We start from the raw sequence: 19,021 nt of genomic DNA, 5'->3' as shown, positions 1-19,021 counted from the left end.
ACTTCGGCTAGAAGCCACGCCATGATCCACCTGACCGCCTCGTTTTGGTACTTTAGCTACGGTAGCTCGCTGGCGGCGGGAGGATTGCGCTCGATCTGAAGATTGCAGCATAAAAATCCGAACAGCCGCCAGACCTGGCGGCTTTTTTGTTTCAGCCGGCAGGTCTCCAACCAGGAGCAGAAAGCCGTGTTGACCACCACAGACGACCTTCGGGTCAAGGAACTCAAGGAACTGAGCACGCCTGACCAGGTGATGCAGGAGATACCGCGCACGCTGACCGCGACCCGCACGGTTGCCGCGTCGCGCAATGCGATCCACGCCATGCTGACGGGTATCGACGATCGGTTGCTGGTCGTCGTGGGTCCCTGTTCGATCCACGATCCGGCCGCAGCCATAGACTACGCCAATCGTCTGGCGGCACTGCGCGATAGTCTGTCCGACCGGCTGGAGATCGTCATGCGGGTTTATTTCGAGAAGCCACGCACCACGGTCGGCTGGAAGGGCCTGATCAACGATCCCGATCTCGACGGCAGCTTCAACATCGACAAGGGGCTGAGACTGGCGCGAAACGTACTGGCCGCCGTCAACAATCTCGGTCTGCCGGCAGCGACCGAGTTCCTCGACATGACGACACCGCAATACATCGCCGATCTCGTCGCCTGGGGTGCGATCGGTGCGCGGACGACCGAGAGCCAGATCCACCGTGAACTGGCATCCGGCCTGTCCTGTCCGGTCGGTTTCAAGAACGGCACCGACGGCAATGTCCGCATCGCTGCCGACGCGGTGAAATCCGCCGCGCACCCGCATCATTTCATGGCGGTGACCAAAGGCGGGCGCAGCGCGATCGCGGCGACCACCGGCAATGAAGACTGCCACGTCATCCTGCGTGGTGGCCTTGCGCCCAACTACGACGCGGCAAGCGTCGAGGCTGCCAGCGCGGAACTCGCCCGTGTCGGTATCGCGCCACGACTGATGATCGATGTCAGCCACGCCAACAGCAACAAGAAGCCGGAAAACCAGCCGATGGTCGCCGCCGATGTGGCTACCCAGGTCGCGGCGGGCGACGACCGCATCATCGGCCTGATGATCGAGAGCAACCTCGTCGCCGGCAGGCAGGATGTGATCCCCGGCAAGCCGCTGGTTTATGGCCAGAGCATCACGGACGGCTGCATCGACTGGGCAACGACGGAGACCGTGCTCAAGGGACTGGCCGAGGCCGTCGAACAACGCCGCAGCGCGCAGCGCGCCATGATTGCCAAGCGACCAGGCGCTGCATGATCATGCACCTGCCTGGCGGCGGGTCTCCCGCCGCTAGGCAGCGTTATCGCACGTCGACCCAGCGCCTTTCCTCGAACGACCGCGCCATGGCATGCACGGTGCGCTCGATCTCCAACCCTTCGTCGAACTCGATCAGGTTTGCCTCTTCACCGCGGATGCGGCGGATCAGTTCGCGGCATTCGATCGTCTTGAGATCATTGAAGCCCAGCCCGTGGCCGGGCGCCGGGATGAAACGGTCATAGGGCTTGTGGACCGGCGCCGCCAGGATGGTGCGGTATCCCTGTTCGGTGGCGCGATCGGCAGTGACATAGAGCTGGAATTCGTTGAACCGCTCCTGGTCGAACAGGATCGAGCCTTTCGAACCAAAGATCTGCACCGCGATACGGCCCTTACGACCCCAAGCCGAACGATTGACCAGCAGCGTGCCCGACACGCCATTGTCGAGATGGACCAGGGTGCTGGCGATGTCATAAGTCTCGACGGCACGCCGCCCGCCGCCTGCCACGGCGCGATCGGCATAAGGCTTGGCCATGTCGCACATCACGCTGGCGACGTGACCGAACAGCGCCTTGACCAGCGACAGCGGATGTACGGCGAAATCATCCAGCGCGCCATAGCCGGATGCCGCCTCATGCTTCCAGTTGAACGGCGTTTCGGGGGCGGCCATGAAATCTTCGTCCATCTCGACGCGCAGATGATTGACCGTGCCGATCGCTCCTTCATTCAGCAGCGTCCGGATATGCCGGATCGACGGGCTCTGGATGTAGTTGTAGCCAAGCGCCGCCGCTTTGCCGGAACGGCGCGCCGCGGCCAGCATCGCCTCGGCATCGGCGAAGGACGGCGCCATCGGTTTTTCGCACCAGACATGTTTGCCGGCTTCGAGCGCAGCTATGGCCATCTCCGGATGAAACTGGTTCGGGGTCGTGATCGAGACGACATCGACGGCCGGATCCTCGATCAGTGCGCGCCAATCGCCGGAAGCCTTCTCGAAGCCGAATTCGCTGGCGCGCTGCCTTGCCAGGTCGGGATTGGCCTCGGCCAGATGAACAAGCCGTACCGGTTCGACGTCTCCGAAGACGGTGCGCACGGACGTCCAGGCCAGGGCATGGCACTTGCCCATGAAACCGGTTCCGATCAAGCCGACGCCGATCATCTGCAATCTCCTCCGTGCGCAAGGTCGTGATGCATTTTTTAATCCATTTCCGTATCATACGGAACATATGATCTATTTCCTGTGACAGCTCTTGTTGAGACTGCTAAGCTCTTGCGATCAGGGACGGAACAGGGGATTCTCCGGCTCATGAACCCTCGCCTGCCGCAAGATTACGAATCGCTCCGCAACCTCGTCCTGGAACGGCGCGCCGCCTTGCCGAAGCGCATTGCGCAGATCGCCGCCTATGCGCTCGACAATCCCGACGAGATCGCCTTCGGTACGGCGGCGAGCATCGCAGCTTCTGCCGGCGTGCAGCCTTCGACGCTCATCCGCTTCGCACAGTTTCTCGGTTTCGATGGTTTCACCAGCCTGCAATCGGTTTTCCGGGAGCGGCTGCGCGAACGGACGACATCCTATGAAGACCGGCTGAAAACGCTGCGGGGGAGCGGCACCACGCAGAACCGCGCCATCCTCGACGGTTTCGTAGAAGCCTCGACTCGGTCGCTGGAGGCGGTGTCGCGTTCGCTCGACGATGGCCTGCTCGACCGCGCGGTAGATGTCCTGGCGAAGGCCGAGACTATCTATCTCATCGCCCGCCGCCGTTCCTATCCGATCACCTCCTACATGGCCTATGCACTGGGCAAGCTGAAGATCCGCTACACGCTGGTCGAATCCGCTGCCGGCCTCGATCCGGAAGTCATGTCCTTCGCCACGCCGAAGGATGCCGTGGTGGCGATCAGTTTCTCGCCCTACGCCACCCAGACCGTGGACTATGCCCGCATGCTTGCCGAGCAGGGCGTTCCAGTGGTGGCCATCACCGACAGCGCCTTTTCGCCGCTCGCCCAGTCGGCCAGGGTCTGGTTCGAAGTGGCCGAGGCCGATTGCGCCGGCTTCCGCTCCCTGTCGGCCACCATGGCGCTGGCCATGACGCTGGCCGTGGCAACCGCAGAGCGTCGCAGCGGAGCCTGATGGCCGCAAAATAGCTCGGGAATTTCCATTCCATATTGACTATGCAATGGAATTATCATTTCATATAAGGGAGTGACGACGGCGTCTTTTGGCGCCAGGAGCCTTTCATTTTCAGGGAGGAAAGCATGGCGAGCCCTCGCGACGCCGGCAAGGCGCTCGACGTCATCACCATCGGCCGCGCCTCGGTGGATCTCTACGGGCAGCAGATCGGCTCCCGGCTGGAAGACATCACCTCCTTCGCCAAATCCGTGGGCGGCTGCCCAGCCAATATCGCCGTTGGAACCGCACGGCTTGGCCTGAAATCAGCCCTGTTGACGCGTGTGGGCGACGAGCAGATGGGCCGTTTCATCCGCGAACAACTGCTGCGCGAAAAGGTCAATGTCGAAGGCGTCCATACCGATCCTGAGCGACTGACGGCCCTGGTGCTGCTTTCGGTGGAGGACGAGGGCGTCTCGCCGATGATCTTCTACCGTTCCGACTGTGCCGACATGGCGTTGTCCGAGGACGATATCGACGAGGCTTTCGTGGCTTCTGCCAGGGCGATCGTGGTCACCGGCACGCATTTCTCCAGGCCCAACAGCGATGCCGCGCAGCGCAAGGCAATCCGCATCGCCAAGGCGAGTGGCGGCAAGGTGGTGTTCGACATCGACTATCGCCCGAACCTCTGGGGCCTTGCAGGCCACGCCGAAGGGTTCGGTCGTTATGTCAAATCCGATCGCGTTTCGGCACAACTGAAGACCGTTTTGCCGGACTGCGACCTGATCGTCGGCACCGAAGAAGAGGTGCTGATCGCATCGGGCGAGAGCGACTTGCTGGCCGCCCTGAAGACCATCCGTTCGCTGTCGTCCGCCACCATCGTCCTCAAGCGAGGCGCCAAAGGCTGCATCGTCTATGACGGGCCGGTCAGCGACGATCTCGAGGACGGCGTCGTCGGCGACGGCTTCCCAATCGAAATTTACAATGTGCTCGGTGCCGGCGATGCCTTCATGTCCGGCTTCCTCCGCGGCTGGCTGGGCGGCGAGGATTTTGCCACTGCCGCGACCTGGGCGAACGCCTGCGGTGCATTCGCCGTATCGCGGCTGCTCTGCGCTCCCGAATATCCGACCTACACGGAACTGCAGTTCTTCCTGAAGAATGGTTCGAAACATCTGGCGCTGCGCAAGGACGAAGCGATCAATCACGTCCACTGGGCGACGACTCGCCGCCGTGACATCCCTCTCCTGATGGCGTTGGCCTGCGATCATCGCCTGCAACTGGAAGACATCGCCGCCAAGGCCGAGGTGGATGTTTCCCGAATCAACGCCTTCAAGGTGCTGGCGGTGAAAGCTGCGGCCAAGGTCGCTGCAGGCCGTGCCGGCTACGGTATGCTGCTTGACGAAAAGTACGGCCGCGAAGCGATGTTCGAGTTCGCCCGTCATCCCTTCGTCTGGCTCGGCCGCCCGGTCGAACTGCCGGGCTCGCGACCGCTGCGGTTCGAGTTCAGCCAGGATATCGGGTCGCAATTGATAGACTGGCCCGTCGACCACTGCATCAAATGCCTCTGTTTCTATCACCCGGACGACCCGGAAGATCTGAAGAAGGAGCAGCAGGAAAAACTGCGCACACTGTTCGAAGCGGCGCGAAAGGTCGGCCGCGAGCTGCTTGTCGAGATCATCGCCGGCAAGCACGGCAAGATCGACGACACTACCATTTCCCGTGCGCTTCAGGAACTCTACGCACTCGGTATCAAGCCCGACTGGTGGAAGCTGGAGCCCCAAGCCTCCGCGACTGCATGGGCGAAGATCGAGGAGACCATCCTCAGCAACGATCCGTTCTGCCGCGGTGTCGTGCTGCTTGGCCTTGAGGCGCCTCTGGCGGAGCTGGAGGCGGCTTTCGCCGCAACCGCGGAAGTACCGATCGTCAAGGGTTTTGCGGTTGGCCGTACAATCTTCGCGCATGCCGCCGGCCAATGGCTCACAGGCAACATGAACGATGAGCAAGCCGTGAACGACATGGCGCGGCGCTTCGAGGAATTGACCAGCGCGTGGCTTGCCGCGCGTGACCGCAAGGCGGCATAAGACCGGTCGGAGGAGACCCACGATGACTGGCCTGCATTTCTCACACTCGATGTGGCCTGCGCCGCTTCTTGAACCGGCCGTCCGGGTTGCCTTTCGGCGGACGTCTACGGCGTCGAGGGGCTCATCCGTATGTCCAATACGCTCTTCGGCCCTCGACGCCGTATCCGCCTCGCCAGCGCATGACCCCGAAAATCGCCTTCGATTTTCGGAAAGGATCATGCGCCAACTCAAAGTGTTGGGGCGTCCTTTGCGCGTCCGAATGGATGCGCGGCGCTCCAAAGTGCAACGCAGGTCACATGGAGTGTGAGAAATGCAGGCTAGAACCGTTCGCCTGACGATGGCGCAGGCGCTCACCCGCTACCTGTCCCGCCAGATGACCGAGATCGACGGCGAGAAGCTGCCGATCTTCGGCGGCGTCTGGGCGATTTTCGGCCATGGCAATGTCGCCGGCATCGGCGAGGCGCTCTACCAGCAGCGCGGCGAACTGCCGACCTTTCGCGCACATAACGAGCAGGCCATGACGCATGCGGCCATCGGCTATGCCAAGGCGCACTTCCGCCGCCGTTTCATGGCCGCCACAAGTTCGATCGGTCCGGGCGCCGTCAACATGGTCACCGCTGCTGCTCTCGCGCATGTCAACCGGCTTCCCGTGCTGCTCTTGCCCGGCGATGTCTTCGCCAACCGTGTTCCCGATCCGGTGCTGCAGCAGGCCGAAGATTTTTCCGACGGTACGGTCTCGGTCAACGACTGCTTCCGCCCTGTCTCGCGCTATTTCGACCGCATCACCCGGCCCGAGCAGATCATCCCGGCACTGGCCCGCGCCATGCAGGTCCTGACCGACCCTGCCGAGTGCGGACCAGTGACACTGTCGCTGTGCCAGGATGTGCAGGCTGAGGCCTATGACTATCCGGAGCGTTTCTTCGAGGAGCGCATCTGGCAGGTACGCCGGCCACGCCCGGACCGCGCCGAACTCGCTGCCGCCATCGACGCTCTGAAGGGCGCCAAGAAGCCGTTGGTGATTGCCGGCGGCGGCGTGCTCTATTCAGGCGCCTCCGCCGAACTGACGAGTTTCGTTGAAGCCGCCGGCATTCCGGTCTGCGAAACGCAAGGCGGCAAATCCTCCTTGCCGGACACCCACCCGCTCAACATGGCCGCTGTCGGCGTCACCGGCACCTCGGCCGCCAACCGGCTGGCTGAAGAAGCCGATGTCATCCTGGCAGTGGGGACTCGTCTGCAGGATTTCACCACCGGGTCCTGGGCTTTGTTTCGGAATGAGGCCAAGACCATCGTCGGTCTCAACGTCCAGCCTTTTGACGCCGGCAAACATCGTGCTCTGCCGCTGGTGGCCGACGCCGCCGAGGGACTGGCGGAACTGGCTGCCGGCCTGCGGGGCTGGAAAGCTCCGGCTGACTGGACGCAGAATGCGACCAACGGCAAGACCGAGTGGCAGGCTGCCGCCGCCAAGGTCACAGCGCCCAGCAATGCGGCCTATCCGTCCGACGCGCAGGTAATCGGCGCAGTGCAGCGTGCGATGGGCTCCGGCATCACCATTCTGCACGCCGCCGGCGGGCTGCCGGGCGAACTGCATAAGCTGTGGCAAGCCGGCGCCCCGGGTTCCTATCACGCCGAATACGGCTTCTCGACCATGGGTTACGAGATCGCCGGCGCCCTCGGCGCCAAGATGGCGAAACCGGAGCAGGAAGTGGTCGTCATGCTCGGCGACGGTTCCTACCTCATGCTCAATTCCGAGATCGCAACCTCGGTGATGCTCGGCCTGAAGCTCACCATCATCCTGCTCGACAATCGCGGCTATGGTTGCATCAACCGGCTGCAGATGGCGACCGGCGGCGCCAACTTCAACAACCTGCTCAAGGATGCGCGCCACGAGACGCTGCCCGACATCGACTTCGCTGCCCATGCCGCAAGCCTTGGTGCAACCGCGGAAAAGGTCGCCTCGATCGCCGACCTGGAAAGTGCCCTGGAGAGGGCGAAGACCAACAGCCGCACAACGGTCATCGTCATCGACACCGATCCCCTGGTCTCCACCGAAGCCGGCGGCCACTGGTGGGATGTGGCGGTGCCGGAGGTGAGTACACGCGCTGAAGTCAATGCCGCCCGCAAGAACTACGAAGAAAAGCTGAAATTGCAGCGCGTGGGCGATTGAGCAACCATCGCCGCGATCTGATCACTGAACCGGAGTCCTGAATTGAAAGCCAAACTGGGCATGTCCCCCATCGCATGGTGGAATGACGACCTCGTGGAACTGAGCGACGATGTTTCGCTCGAGGAATGCCTGCGTCAATCGCGCTCGGCCGGTTTCACCGGCATGGAACAAGGCCGTCGGTTCCCGAGCACGCCGGAGGAAATGCTGCCGATCCTGAAACAGGCCGATGTCACGCTGTGTGGCGGCTGGTTTTCGGGCACGCTGGTCAGCGAAGAACTGGCCGCCAACAAGGACCGCATCACCCCGATGATCGAGCTGTTCAAGGCGGTCGATGCACCCTGCATCGTCTATGGCGAGGTCGACCGCTCGATCCAGGGCGACCGCTCCAGGCCGCTCGCCACCAAGGCCGTGCTTTCCGATGATGAGATGAAAGCCTACGCCCGCAAGGTGACGGAGTTCGGCGAATGGTGCGCTGAACAGGGCATGCCGCTCTCCTACCATCATCACATGGCGGCCGTGGTGCAGTTCGAGCATGAGCTTGACGCGTTCATGAAGCACTCGGGCGAAGGCATTGCGCTGCTGCTCGATGCCGGTCACCTGGCGTTTGCCGGCGGCGACGTGCTTCGCGCCATCGACAACCATCACAAGCGCATCAATCATGTGCATGTGAAGGACGTGCGCATGGACGTGATCAACGGCCTGGACTGGTCCAGACAGTCCTTCCTCGATGCGGTGGCGCTCGGCGCGTTCACCGTGCCGGGCGATGGGTCGCTCGATTTCGCCGCGATCGTGCAGAGATTCGCCGACTATGGCTATGAGGGCTGGTTCGTGGTCGAAGCAGAGCAGGACCCGAAAAAGAACCCGCCGCTGAAAATGGCGCAGGTCGGGCACAAGGAACTGATGCGCGTGATGACCGCAGCAGGCTATACGGTGGAGACGCAAGGTTTCCCAAATAGCTGAACGGATATCGCCATGAACAAGGACAACCAGCATCCCTTCTTCCGGCCATTGTGGCGCCGGATCGCGGTGGTGGCCGTGTGTGTGATCTGGTCGGCCATCGAATTTGCGGTGGGCACGCCGTTCTGGGGTACGCTGGTCGGAGGCATGGCCATCTACGCCACGTGGACGTTCCTGATCAGCTACAAACCGGGGGAAGAGGCGCCGCCATCGCCCTCCGATGAAACCAAGGGCAAGGATTAAAGCCATGTCGAAACTGCTGGTGAAGGCCAGGAAGGGCCACGGCCACGTCGCCAATGTCACACCGCAGAATGCCGGCTGGACCTATGTCGGTTTCGACCTGCACCGGCTGGCGCCGGGGCAAAGCGTTTCCGGCGAGACCGGCGACCGCGAAGCCTGCCTCGTATTCGTCACCGGCAAAGGCAAAGCCACTGCTGGCGGGCAGGAGCTCGGCCTGCTCGGCGAACGCATGTCGCCTTTCGACGGCAAACCATGGTCCGTCTATATGCCGGAGGGTTCGGACTGGTCCGTCACCGCCGAAACCGAACTGGAACTCGCCGTCTGCACGGCGCCGGGACTGGGCGGCGGTCTGCCGGTACGGGTGATTGCCCCGGAAGATCTTGGCCAGGAAACCCGCGGCAAGGGCACCAACACGCGCTATGTCACGAACATCCTGCCGGAAGGCGAACCGGCGGATTCTCTGCTGGTCGTGGAGGTGATCACGCCGGGGGGCCATACATCCAGCTACCCGCCGCACAAGCACGATCGGGACAATCTGCCCGCCGAATCCTACCTGGAGGAGACCTACTATCACCGACTCAACCCGCCGCAGGGCTTTGCCTTCCAGCGCGTCTATACAGACGATCGTTCACTCGACGAGGCCATGGCGGTGGAAGACGGCGACGTGGTGCTGGTGCCCAAGGGCTACCACCCCTGCGCCGCGTGCCACGGCTACGACCTCTATTATCTCAACGTCATGGCCGGCCCGAAGCGGACGTGGAAGTTCCACAATGCGGTGGAGCATGAGTGGCTGGTGAAGTGAGCGAATAGTGAGTAGCGAATAGCGAGATAGTTGGCGGCCTCCTCCCGTACCCCTATTCGCAACTCCCTATTCGCTACTCGCTATCCTCAACATGTGATTATCCCAGACATAATCCGGCTCCGTCATCGTATTGCCGTCCGGCTGCACGATGGCGCCGGCGCCGGTGGTGGCGAGGAAACCGCTATGGTCGGGCGCCAGACCACAGACCTCGGTCAGGCTGCTGGTCTTGAGGACTTTGCCGCTCGCAGCCTCGATCACGGCGAAGACATTGCCTTGCGGTGACGACACCGCAACCGTGCCGGCATCCGGGTTGGCTGCCACCGAACCGATATAGTTGCGGAAACCGGCCAGCACGTCCTTCGGCATGTCGAGCAAGGCCAGGTCCTTGCCACGCTCGGCGCGCCCGACCAGCAGTGGCTGCTCCGTCGCCGGACCGCGATGCTGGCAGCCGAACCACACCGTGCCCTTGGCATCAAGATCCATGTGGCGGATGGACAATTGGTGCAGCGCGGCCGGCAGCTCATGCTTTTCAAGCATCTCGCCGGTGATGCGGTCGACCAACACGTAAGACGGCTTCATCGTGGCGATGTTGAGTTCCGCGCGACCAAAATCGGGATGCGTTTCGATGCCGCCATTGGCAATCGCAATGGTCCGGCCATCACCCAGCAATAAAAGCTCGTGCGGACCGATGCCATAGGTCGGGAACTCGCCGATGCGCTTGAAGCCCTCCTTGGCATCGTAGACACCGACCATGCCGGCGGCATTGTCGAAGTCGTTCTCAGTGGCGTAGAGCAGCGCGCCGTCGGTCGAGAACGCACCATGGCCGAAGAAATGCCGGGCAGGCTGGCTGGCAATGGTCAGCGGTTCACTGCGGCCTTTATGGTCGAAGACAACAAAAAACGTGCCGGGCTGGCGGGCGAACACTGCCGAGCGTCCCGAAACCGGATCGAAGGTGACGTCGTGACCGCGATCCGGCAGATCCACCGCATGCAACATCTTGCCGGCTTCGGAAAGTACCGCGGCACCATAGCTGCCGTCGCGCTTCATATAGGCGGTGGCAAAGACGGCGTCGGCCTCCAGCGTCGCGGCCCAGGCCTGCGGCGCCAGTGCAGCGAGGAAACCCGTCCCTGCCGCTTTCAGGAAATCACGGCGGTCGATAAGTGGGGTGCGCATGGGTGGCCCCTCAATCACCGTCCAGCGAGGAGAAGCCGGCGGTCAGGCCGAAAGCGGCGGATAGCCGGGTGCCGAACAGATTGCTGAGGCTGCTGGTGATAAGCTGGAAATGCTCCAGCGCAGCGCGCCGCTTGGGATCGGCCAGCACCTCCGCGACAGACCCGGACGCTTCCTTGGCCGCCGCAACACCGTTGACCAGCTGGATCTCGATCGAGTCTGCGATCCAGCGATCGTCCTTGGGCAAGGCGTCACCGAGATTCGAAGCCTGGAACAGCCGGTTCATGCCGTCGAGGTTGGCGGCAAGCGAGGCGCCGGTGAGGCCGGAGCGCCAGTAGATCGCCTGCTTCGGCTTGGCGGCATCGGCATTGGCTCCCAGGAAGTTCTTGAGCCGCTGATCCCGCACCAGCTCGAGCCCATTGATGAAGACGCCCATCAATTCCGTCACCGCTTCGCTGCCGTCACGGTAGAGCGGGTTGTCCGGGCCGGGACTGGCCCATAACGCGGCAAACCCATCCGGTTTCGCCCATGCAGTGGACACGTCTGTTGCGATCGTCTCGATATTGCCGGCAATGGCCGAGCCGAAGGAACAGCGATAAGCGCCGTCCTTGCCGGCGAGCATCTCCGCATCGGTGCCGTGGAGCACGAACTCCAGGGCACCCAGCCCCTGCATCGCGATGCTCTTGCCGGCAATGCCGGCGGCATCCGTGGCCGAAACATCCTTCTCGGCCAGCGCCGCCTGCACCTGCTTGAGGCCGAGCCCCTTGCGGTCGGGCCAGTAAAGCATGCGCTCCAGCCGGTTGTTCTCGGTGATCGGTCCGAAACGGACGATCTCGATCGCCGACCAGGCCGTCACCGCGCCGGCGAATTCTGTCCGCGCGGCATCGAGTGCCTGCTGCGAAGGCGCTGCGCACAAGGCCTCCACGGCCTTGGCAGTCGCAGCTGCATGCTGCTGCAACGAAGCATAGGCCGGGCGAATGAAGCCATCGACAGCACTCTTGACGACATCCGAAGCCTGGACGGCCGCGCCGGCAGGCTGCGAGATGGCAAGAGCAAACGGGACGACAAGCGCGGCGGCAAGTTTGTTTTGCCGCAGGTTCTCGTCGCAAAATCGCGCAACACTTTTGCGGAACCTGCTTAAGTGTTTCAGCATCACAGCGACTCCAGGAACTTGATCAGCGCGTCACGCTCTTCGGCGCCTGCGGCGGCGAAGCGATCGCGCGCCTTCTGGCCTTCGCCGCCGTGCCACAAGATGGCTTCCGTCAGATTGCGGGCGCGGCCGTCATGCAGGAAGAAGGTGTGGCCGTTGACGCGCTTGGTGAGCCCGATGCCCCATAATGGCGGTGTGCGCCATTCATTGCCGGTCGCGTCGCCCACGGCCTGGCCGTCAGCCAGGCCCTCGCCCATGTCGTGCAACAGGAAGTCGGAATAAGGCCAGATCAACTGGAACGACTGCGCCTTGTTGGGCGCGTCGCGACGGGTGACGAATTTCGGCGTATGGCAAGATACGCAGCCCATCTCGTAGAACGCCTTCTTTCCGGCCAGCACGGGCTGCTTGTTGATGTCGCGGCGTGCCGGTACGGCGAGGTTCTGCGAATAGAAGGTGACGAGGTCCATCACCGGCGATGGCGCCTCGACCGAGCCGAGCCGTTCCTGCACCCCGTTCGGCAAATCCAGGCACGACTTTTCGGCCTTGGTGCAATCCCCCCAATGGTCCGGCTTTTCAGGCGTCGAAATGCCGATGTCACCGGCAAAAGCATCTGCAGACTGCTGGCGGATCGAAGGGGTCTGTGCCTTCCAGCCGAAAAGACCGAGGGTGAGCTCGCCGCTCAAGGCATCGCGCACCATGTTTGGCCGACCGGAGATGCCGTCGCCGTCGCGGTCATCCGGATCGACCTTGGCCAGGATGTCGGCCGGGTGAATCTGCTCGACGAGGCCGAGCCCGATCATCGCCGGCGTTACACGGGGCGAAAGCGTGGTGTCCGGGTGTATCGGACCGTAGGCAAGGCCGTCGACCGCATAGCTCGGCTTGCGCAGCGACACGGTCGTGCCGTCGCCGAGCGTGACCGGCTGCTCGGCATAGGTGATGCGCATGCGCCCTTCGCCGGCGAGGCCGGGCACGGCGAGATCCTGCAGTTGCGCGCCATAAGTCGGATCGGGGAAATTCAGCACCTTATGCTCGGCGCGCTCGGCTTTTTCTTCTTCGGTCGAGGCTTCGCGCGCCAGCCTCAGGAACATCGACGTGGCGTCTGCATTGCCTTCCGGCGGATGACCCCGGCCGTCCTTCAGGTGGCAACTCTGGCAGGCGCGTGCGTTGAACAGCGGTCCCAGTCCGTCCGAAGCCTGCGTGGAGGATGGCGAGGAGACCCAGTTCTTGCGGAAGATGGCGTTGCCGAGTTTGAAGGTGCCTTCTTCCTCGAAGGTGATGTTGGCCGAGGACTGCGAGAACGCGTCAGCATTGACGCGTTTCCTGGAGGTGCCGGCACCGCCTTGCATCAGCTCATACTCCTCCGGCTTGGAGAAGTCCGTCGTCGGCTTGGTGATGGCCTCGACGCGAGCGCGATCCTGTTCCGTGAGATCGGTACGTGCGCTGGGCAAATCGGGAATGTCGCCGGCAAGGGCGAGTGCCGCAGGCGACAGGGTGGCAATCAATCCGGCAACGGCCAAATGGCTAGCAGTTGGCCAGAAAAGACCAGCCATCCCCATGACGGGCTGGCTGGTTTGTTCAGGTGTCCATCCGCGCGACGCGCGGCGCAACAAGTCTACGATGCGCCGCATGCGCGCATGTCCTATTCCGCTTCGTTGGCCGAATCCGCGTTGAGCAGGCCGTATTTTTCTTCGCCGAGCGAGGCAAGCAGGTCGAGTTGGGTCTCGAGGAAGTCGATATGGCCTTCCTCGTCTGCCAGCAGTTCTTCGAACAGCTTCATGCTCACATAATCACCGAGATCGGAGCAGATCTCGCGCGACTGCTTGTAGGAAGAACGCGCGTCATATTCGCCGGCGAGGTCCGATTCCAGCACTTCCTTGACGTTCTGACCGATCCGGAGCGGCGCCACCGACTGCAGGTTCGGATGCCCCTCGAGGAAGATGATGCGGGCCACCAGCTTGTCGGCGTGCTGCATTTCCTCGATCGATTCCGCCCGCTCCTTCTTGGCGAGCTTGGTGTAACCCCAGTCCTCCAGCAGGCGATAGTGGACCCAGTACTGGTTGACGGCACCGAGCTCTAGGAAAAGAGCCTCGTTAAGCCGCTCGATGACCTGTTTTTCGCCCTTCATGGGTTTTGCTCCCGTATTGGACACGCAGTTCTCTGACGCGGTCCAGATGTGAAACGACATCCACGCCGCCCGCCTCCGAGCGGGCATGGTAGTTCTCGGTGACCCGAATGATCGTTTCCACCACATTTGGGAAGCAGCCGCAACAGCGACCACGCTTGCGCATCGAATGATAGACCTTTGCCGGCACGATAAGCTGCCATGGGTCCTCATCCAGCAAGGCGATGATGGCCTGCTCGATCTCCTTTTCGGTGATGATATTGCAATGACAGATCAGCATTTGCGGTTCTGGATGGCTGGCGGCGCCTCACCGGCGCCGCGTGGCTTTCTGGGTTTCAGTTCGCACCCGCCTCTGCGGCGGGTGCCGTACTCCTATTTGAACACCTTGTCGGGCGAATCGAGGCTGTCCGAGCCTTCGAAGGCGATGGCGTCCAGCTTCAGCGCCGCCACCACGCGCTCGATCGACTTGGTCTGGTCGACCAGCGCGTCGATCGCAGCCTGCACGGTGGCGTTGCCGTCCTTGTTGCCTTCGCCGATCTGCTGGTCATAGGCCTCGCCGCCTTCGGCGCGCACCTTGATCGCTTCCATCTTGGCGACGCTCGCTTCCAGCTTGCCCGCGACTTCCTTGTCGAGTGCCGGATCGATCGCCTTGACAAGATCGGCCACCGAAGGACCGGAAACCGTGCTGCCGTCGATACGCTTGTAGCTTGCCAGATAGGCATCGCGGATACCGACGGCATCATAGAGGTGCGAGTTGTAGGTGTTGTCGGAGAAGCAGTCGTGCTCCTCTTCCGGATCGTGCAGCAGCAGACCGAGCTTCATGCGCTCACCCGCGAGTTCCCCATAGGAGAGCGAACCCATACCGGTCAGGATGACGGAGATGCCGGCCTTCGGATCGCCGTCGGCCAGGGCTTTGCGTGCCGCGCCGCCTTCCTTCCAGTTGCCGACCATCTCTTCCAGATCGGCGACAAGCAGGTCGCTGGCCGACTTCAGATATTCGGCGCGGCGGTCACAATTGCCGCCAGTGCAGTTCTTGGCGTCATAGTCGGTGAAGGGGCGGTTGCCGGCACCCGGCCCGGTTCCGTTCAGGTCCTGACCCCAGAGCAGGAATTCGATGGCGTGATAGCCGGTAGCAACGTTGGCCTCGATGTCGCCGGCTTCCTGCAGTGTGCCTGACAGGAATTCCTTGGTCAGCTTGGAAGCGTCGATCTTCTTGCCGTCGATCTCGATTTCCTTGTTTGCGATGACATTGGCCGTGTAGAGCGCATTCTCATCCGAATCCGTGCCGTAGCTCTTGTCGACATAGTCGATCAGCCCTTCATCCAACGGCCATGCATTCACCCGGCCTTCCCAATCATCGACGATCGGATTGCCGAAGCGGTAGACCTCGGTCTGCTGGTAAGGCACACGCGCCGCCTTCCAGGCCGTGCGGGCAGCATCGAGCGTTTCCTGCGACGGCTTGGCGATCAGTGCGTCGACGGCGACATCCAGCGCCTTGGCGGTGGTCAGCGAGTCCTCGTATTTGGCGAGCGCAATATCGGAATAGGTCTTGATGACCGCCTTCGGATCCGTCTCGGCCTTGGCCGGCAGCGCGAAAATGGCCGTGGTCAGCGCCAGCGTGGCGGTGATCGCGGCGATTTTTCCGCCGAAGCGGGCCGTCACCTTCTTGTTCGTCATTTCAAACGTCTCCCCGGGACATCAATGAACGGCCAACAGCGCCGGGATCGAAGGCCCGGTGAGCAGACGGCTCAACTGTGAGAAAAGAGCATGCGGACGCTGCGACGCCTGTCGCGGAAAGATCGAACGGAGAACCGCCGAAAGGCGCGGCGCGCGCGGGAAAAGCAACAAACTGCCTCCAATCGAAAGGGTTCAAGGCCCAGACATCAAAGGAATGCGCGGGATGCGCGAACTTCCATAAAGCTGCGAGAACGGCGAAAGTCAACGCAATTCGGCAATAAAGCCTTTCAAAACAATAGTTTAGAATTATTCTAAACTAGAAGGATCAAGTTTACGCCAAATTTGCATCCAGCAACGACATTGACAGCCGGCTGTCCAGGGTGCGACCCGCAGGTGGCCTCTTGTGGCGGCAGCGGACAATCGCCACTTGCGGCATCGATCTAAATTTCATCCGAAGGCGGGTTATGATGAAGAATGGTGTCGTCATTGTCGGAACCGGCCATGCCGGGGTTCAGGCTGCAGCCAGCCTGCGCGAGGAAGGCTATGACGGTCCGGTCATCCTGCTCGGCGACGAGAAGGACCTGCCCTATCACAAGCCGCCGCTATCCAAGACCTTCATCAAGGACACCGAAGCCAAGCCGCAGCCGTTGCGCGGCGAAACCTTCTATTCCGGCCACAATATCGACCTTCGACCAGGACTGCGCATCGATCGCATCGATGCCGGCGCGCGCGCCCTGGACGTAGCCGGCGGCGGCACCATCCCCTTCGACCGGCTGATCCTGGCCACGGGATCGCGGCCGCGGTTGCTGCCCTTGCCGGGCAGCGATCTCGCGGGCGTCATTTCCCTGCGCTCGCTGGACGATGCCCGCATCATCCGCGAACTCAGTGCGAACGCGTCCGACGCCGTCATCCTCGGCGGCGGGTTCATCGGGCTGGAGATCGCAGCGACGCTGAGCGCCGGCGGGCGCAAGGTCACCGTGGTCGAGGCTGCCGACCGCGTGCTCGGCCGTGCCGTGGCGCCGGTGATCGCTGCCCATGTCCATGAGCGGCTGATCGCCGGCGGCGTGCGCATTCTGACCGGAACCACCGTTGCCAGGCTTGAAGGCGAAAACGGTCACGTATCAGCAGCCGTCACCTCGACCGGCGAGCGGCTTGCGGCGCAACTGGTCATCGTCGGCATCGGCGTGGTACCGAACAGCGAACTGGCCGAGACGGCAGGCATTGCCACCGGCAACGGCATCCGCATCGACAACCGGATGCGAACCTCACTGCCGGAAGTGCTGGCCGTGGGCGACGTCGCCAATTACCGGCATTGGGCGACGGAGACCGATGTGCGATTGGAGTCGGTGCAGAACGCCACCGACCAGGCCAAGCTTGCCGCGCGCACGATCCTGGGTCGCGAAGAAGCCTATTCCGCCGTGCCATGGTTCTGGTCGGATATCGGCGACATGAAGCTGCAGATGGTCGGGCTGACCACCGCAGGCGACCGGCATATCGTCTCGGGCGATCCCGCCGAGAACAAGCTTTCTGTCTATCATTTCTGCGGCGACCGGCTGATCGCGATCGAATCCATCAACCGACCCGCCGATCACATGCTTGGCCGCAAGATGCTGGGCGCCGGCTTCTCGCCGACGACCGAGCAGGTCCAGGCCGGGCCCGATGCGCTGAAGGCCGCCCTTGCGGCGCACCAACAGGCCGTGCCGGCCGCTGCGGCCGGCTGAATACGGGCCGCAAACGAAAAGAGCCTCCCGGATCCTGCGATCCCGGAAGGCTCATCCGGTGGCTGATCAGCGAGACCTAGAGCATTTTGTAGCCAAGGAATCACTTGGCGTTACAATAATGCGGCGAAAGCAAAAACTTAGAGCGTTCCGCGTTTCCGTGAAAACGGAAACGCTCTAAGCCCGCGCGGCGCGGATCGAGTCCTCGAGAATGTCGAGCGCTTCCGTCATGACATTGTCCTGGATGGTGATCGGTGCCAGGAAGCGGATGACATTGCCGTAGACGCCGCAGGTGAGCAGGATCAAGCCCTTGTCCAGCGCCTTCAGCCGCACAGTGTTGGCGAATTCGGCCGATGGCAGCTTGGTCTTCACATCGTTGAACTCAACCGCGTTCATGAAGCCGGGCCCACGGATGTCGACGATCTCGGGCACGTCGTCACGCAGGGCTTCCAGCCGCTGCTTCAGTCGGGAGCCGAGCGTATTGGCGCGGTCGCTGAGCTTTTCTTCCTCGATCACGTCGAGCACGGCATTGGCAGCCGCGACGCCGAGCGGATTGCCGGCATAGGTGCCGCCGAGGCCGCCGGGATTCGGCGAATCCATCAGTTCCGCGCGGCCGGTGACAGCGGAAAGCGGGAAACCGCCTGCAAGGCTCTTGGCCATCGTGGTGAGGTCCGGCGCGACATCGTGATGTTCCATGGCGAACATCTTGCCGGTGCGGGCAAAACCGGTCTGCACTTCGTCGGCGATCAGCAGGATGCCATGCTGGTCACAGATCTTGCGCAGCGCCGAGACGAAATCGCGCGGCGCCTCGTAGAAGCCGCCTTCACCCTGCACGGGTTCGACGATGATGGCAGCGACACGGGCCGGGTCGACGTCGGCCTTGAACAGCTTGTCGAGCGCGGCCAGCGAATCCGCCGCGGTGACGCCATGCAGCGCGACCGGGAACGGCACGTGGAAGACATCGCCTGGCATCGCGCCGAAGCCTGCCTTGTAGGGCTGGACCTTGCCGGTCAGCGCCATGCCCATGAAGGTACGGCCATGGAATGCACCGGTGAAGGCGACGACCGCCTGGCGGCCGGTGGCGTGGCGCGCGATCTTGACGGCGTTCTCGACCGCTTCGGCACCCGTGGTGGCAAAGATGGTCTTCTTGTCGAACTTGCCCGGCAGCAGACCATTGAGGCGCTCAGCCAAGCGAACATAATTCTCGTATGGCACAACCTGATGGCAGGTGTGGGTGAAGTGGTCGAGCTGCGCCTTGACCGCCTCGATCACCCTGGGGTGGCGGTGGCCGGTGTTGACCACCGCGATGCCAGAGGCGAAGTCGATGTAGCGGCGGCCTTCGACATCCCAGATCTCGGAGTTTTCGGCGCGATCGGCGTAAATCTGCGTGGTCATGCCGACGCCGCGCGATATGGCGGCATTCTTGCGGGCTGAAATGGTCGCGTTGCTCATCGTGCTTCTCTCCTGGAGGGCTCCGTTGCCCCTGTGTTCTTCTGCTTTCGGCTAGCCTTCTGGCTTTATTTCCAGCCCAACTCAAGCCGACAGCTTGGCCCAAGCCGTTAGG

16 protein-coding genes are annotated in these 19,021 nt (G+C 62.6%); 8 read left to right on the top strand and 8 right to left on the bottom strand.

The features are described 5' to 3' along the window. Positions 1-186: 186 nt before the first annotated feature. Positions 187-1,278, top strand: coding sequence for a 3-deoxy-7-phosphoheptulonate synthase (locus L4923_RS15720; RefSeq protein ID WP_343303378.1), 1,092 nt, complete (start codon positions 187-189; stop codon positions 1,276-1,278). Between the two features lie 43 nt (positions 1,279-1,321). Here L4923_RS15720 and L4923_RS15715 read toward each other — a convergent pair whose 3' ends face one another. Next, positions 1,322-2,437 carry a Gfo/Idh/MocA family protein gene (locus L4923_RS15715; protein ID WP_239366693.1) on the bottom strand — a complete coding sequence of 372 codons (1,116 nt, stop codon included), beginning with the start codon at positions 2,435-2,437 and terminating at the stop codon, positions 1,322-1,324. Between the two features lie 141 nt (positions 2,438-2,578). Between L4923_RS15715 and L4923_RS15710 the strand changes: the two genes are divergently transcribed. The 6 genes from L4923_RS15710 to iolB all read left to right on the top strand — a co-directional run bounded on the left by L4923_RS15710 (position 2,579) and on the right by iolB (position 9,620). After that, positions 2,579-3,400 (top strand): MurR/RpiR family transcriptional regulator, encoded by an 822-nt coding sequence (locus L4923_RS15710; RefSeq protein WP_239366691.1) that lies wholly within the window; start codon positions 2,579-2,581, stop codon positions 3,398-3,400. Between the two features lie 125 nt (positions 3,401-3,525). Further along, positions 3,526-5,457 (top strand): bifunctional 5-dehydro-2-deoxygluconokinase/5-dehydro-2-deoxyphosphogluconate aldolase, encoded by a 1,932-nt coding sequence (locus tag L4923_RS15705; RefSeq protein WP_239366690.1) that lies wholly within the window; start codon positions 3,526-3,528, stop codon positions 5,455-5,457. Positions 5,458-5,767: 310 nt separating this feature from the next. After that, the gene (gene iolD / locus L4923_RS15700) at positions 5,768-7,621 is read left to right on the top strand and encodes a 3D-(3,5/4)-trihydroxycyclohexane-1,2-dione acylhydrolase (decyclizing) (protein ID WP_239366689.1); all 1,854 of its coding nucleotides are present in this window, start codon (positions 5,768-5,770) and stop codon (positions 7,619-7,621) included. A 42-nt stretch (positions 7,622-7,663) separates the two neighbouring features. Further along, positions 7,664-8,581 (top strand): myo-inosose-2 dehydratase, encoded by a 918-nt coding sequence (gene iolE, locus L4923_RS15695; protein WP_239366688.1) that lies wholly within the window; start codon positions 7,664-7,666, stop codon positions 8,579-8,581. A gap of 12 nt (positions 8,582-8,593) precedes the next feature. Further along, the gene (locus L4923_RS15690) at positions 8,594-8,821 is read left to right on the top strand and encodes a DUF3329 domain-containing protein (RefSeq protein WP_239366687.1); all 228 of its coding nucleotides are present in this window, start codon (positions 8,594-8,596) and stop codon (positions 8,819-8,821) included. Between the two features lie 4 nt (positions 8,822-8,825). After that, positions 8,826-9,620: a 5-deoxy-glucuronate isomerase gene (gene iolB, locus L4923_RS15685; protein WP_239366686.1), complete on the top strand. Its 795-nt coding sequence runs from the start codon at positions 8,826-8,828 to the stop codon at positions 9,618-9,620. Between the two features lie 66 nt (positions 9,621-9,686). On the opposite strand, the gene L4923_RS15680 is transcribed toward iolB, so the two are convergent. The 6 genes from L4923_RS15680 to L4923_RS15655 form a co-directional block, all read right to left on the bottom strand. Further along, positions 9,687-10,793: a DUF1513 domain-containing protein gene (locus L4923_RS15680; protein ID WP_239366684.1), complete on the bottom strand. Its 1,107-nt coding sequence runs from the start codon at positions 10,791-10,793 to the stop codon at positions 9,687-9,689. 10 nt (positions 10,794-10,803) lie between these two features. Then, a complete protein-coding gene (locus L4923_RS15675; RefSeq protein WP_239366682.1) occupies positions 10,804-11,943 on the bottom strand; it encodes an imelysin family protein in 1,140 nt (379 codons plus the stop codon). Continuing rightward, positions 11,943-13,568, bottom strand: coding sequence for a di-heme oxidoreductase family protein (locus tag L4923_RS15670; protein WP_239366680.1), 1,626 nt, complete (start codon positions 13,566-13,568; stop codon positions 11,943-11,945). The genes L4923_RS15675 and L4923_RS15670 overlap by 1 nt, the downstream gene beginning before the upstream one ends. Before the next feature lie 11 nt (positions 13,569-13,579). Continuing rightward, positions 13,580-14,065 carry a bacterioferritin gene (gene bfr, locus L4923_RS15665; RefSeq protein WP_239366677.1) on the bottom strand — a complete coding sequence of 162 codons (486 nt, stop codon included), beginning with the start codon at positions 14,063-14,065 and terminating at the stop codon, positions 13,580-13,582. Next, entirely contained in the window at positions 14,031-14,342 is a 312-nt protein-coding gene (locus L4923_RS15660; RefSeq protein ID WP_239366675.1) for a (2Fe-2S)-binding protein, read from the bottom strand. Before L4923_RS15660 ends, bfr begins: the two co-directional genes overlap by 35 nt. Positions 14,343-14,434: 92 nt before the next feature. Further along, positions 14,435-15,739: an imelysin family protein gene (locus tag L4923_RS15655; protein WP_239366673.1), complete on the bottom strand. Its 1,305-nt coding sequence runs from the start codon at positions 15,737-15,739 to the stop codon at positions 14,435-14,437. Positions 15,740-16,206: 467 nt separating this feature from the next. On the opposite strand from L4923_RS15655, the gene L4923_RS15650 reads away from it, so the two are divergent. Continuing rightward, the gene (locus L4923_RS15650; RefSeq protein ID WP_239366671.1) at positions 16,207-17,460 is read left to right on the top strand and encodes an NAD(P)/FAD-dependent oxidoreductase; all 1,254 of its coding nucleotides are present in this window, start codon (positions 16,207-16,209) and stop codon (positions 17,458-17,460) included. A gap of 174 nt (positions 17,461-17,634) precedes the next feature. On the opposite strand, the gene L4923_RS15645 is transcribed toward L4923_RS15650, so the two are convergent. Next, on the bottom strand, positions 17,635-18,909 hold the full coding sequence (locus L4923_RS15645) for a 4-aminobutyrate--2-oxoglutarate transaminase (RefSeq protein ID WP_239366669.1): 1,275 nt from the start codon (positions 18,907-18,909) through the stop codon (positions 17,635-17,637). Between the last annotated feature and the right edge of the window lie 112 nt (positions 18,910-19,021).

This window comes from Terribium retamae (genome assembly GCF_022347545.1).
GTDB classification, from domain to species: Bacteria; Pseudomonadota; Alphaproteobacteria; order Rhizobiales; family Rhizobiaceae; genus Mesorhizobium; species Mesorhizobium retamae.
Note: the sequence above shows the minus strand (reverse complement) of the source record. Positions and strands in the feature narration are given on the sequence as shown.

What these genes read in the sequence shown, in the direction of transcription:
- L4923_RS15710 (WP_239366691.1), top strand. Translation starts at nt 2,579, where the DNA reads ATGAACCCTCGCCTGCCGCAAGATTACGAATCGCTCCGCAACCTCGTC.
- L4923_RS15705 (WP_239366690.1), top strand. Translation starts at nt 3,526, where the DNA reads ATGGCGAGCCCTCGCGACGCCGGCAAGGCGCTCGACGTCATCACCATC.
- iolD (WP_239366689.1), top strand. Translation starts at nt 5,768, where the DNA reads ATGCAGGCTAGAACCGTTCGCCTGACGATGGCGCAGGCGCTCACCCGC.
- L4923_RS15690 (WP_239366687.1), top strand. Translation starts at nt 8,594, where the DNA reads ATGAACAAGGACAACCAGCATCCCTTCTTCCGGCCATTGTGGCGCCGG.
- iolB (WP_239366686.1), top strand. Translation starts at nt 8,826, where the DNA reads ATGTCGAAACTGCTGGTGAAGGCCAGGAAGGGCCACGGCCACGTCGCC.
- L4923_RS15680 (WP_239366684.1), bottom strand. Translation starts at nt 10,793, where the DNA reads ATGCGCACCCCACTTATCGACCGCCGTGATTTCCTGAAAGCGGCAGGG.
- L4923_RS15675 (WP_239366682.1), bottom strand. Translation starts at nt 11,943, where the DNA reads ATGCTGAAACACTTAAGCAGGTTCCGCAAAAGTGTTGCGCGATTTTGC.
- L4923_RS15670 (WP_239366680.1), bottom strand. Translation starts at nt 13,568, where the DNA reads ATGCGGCGCATCGTAGACTTGTTGCGCCGCGCGTCGCGCGGATGGACA.
- bfr (WP_239366677.1), bottom strand. Translation starts at nt 14,065, where the DNA reads ATGAAGGGCGAAAAACAGGTCATCGAGCGGCTTAACGAGGCTCTTTTC.
- L4923_RS15660 (WP_239366675.1), bottom strand. Translation starts at nt 14,342, where the DNA reads ATGCTGATCTGTCATTGCAATATCATCACCGAAAAGGAGATCGAGCAG.
- L4923_RS15655 (WP_239366673.1), bottom strand. Translation starts at nt 15,739, where the DNA reads ATGACGAACAAGAAGGTGACGGCCCGCTTCGGCGGAAAAATCGCCGCG.
- L4923_RS15650 (WP_239366671.1), top strand. Translation starts at nt 16,207, where the DNA reads ATGAAGAATGGTGTCGTCATTGTCGGAACCGGCCATGCCGGGGTTCAG.
- L4923_RS15645 (WP_239366669.1), bottom strand. Translation starts at nt 18,909, where the DNA reads ATGAGCAACGCGACCATTTCAGCCCGCAAGAATGCCGCCATATCGCGC.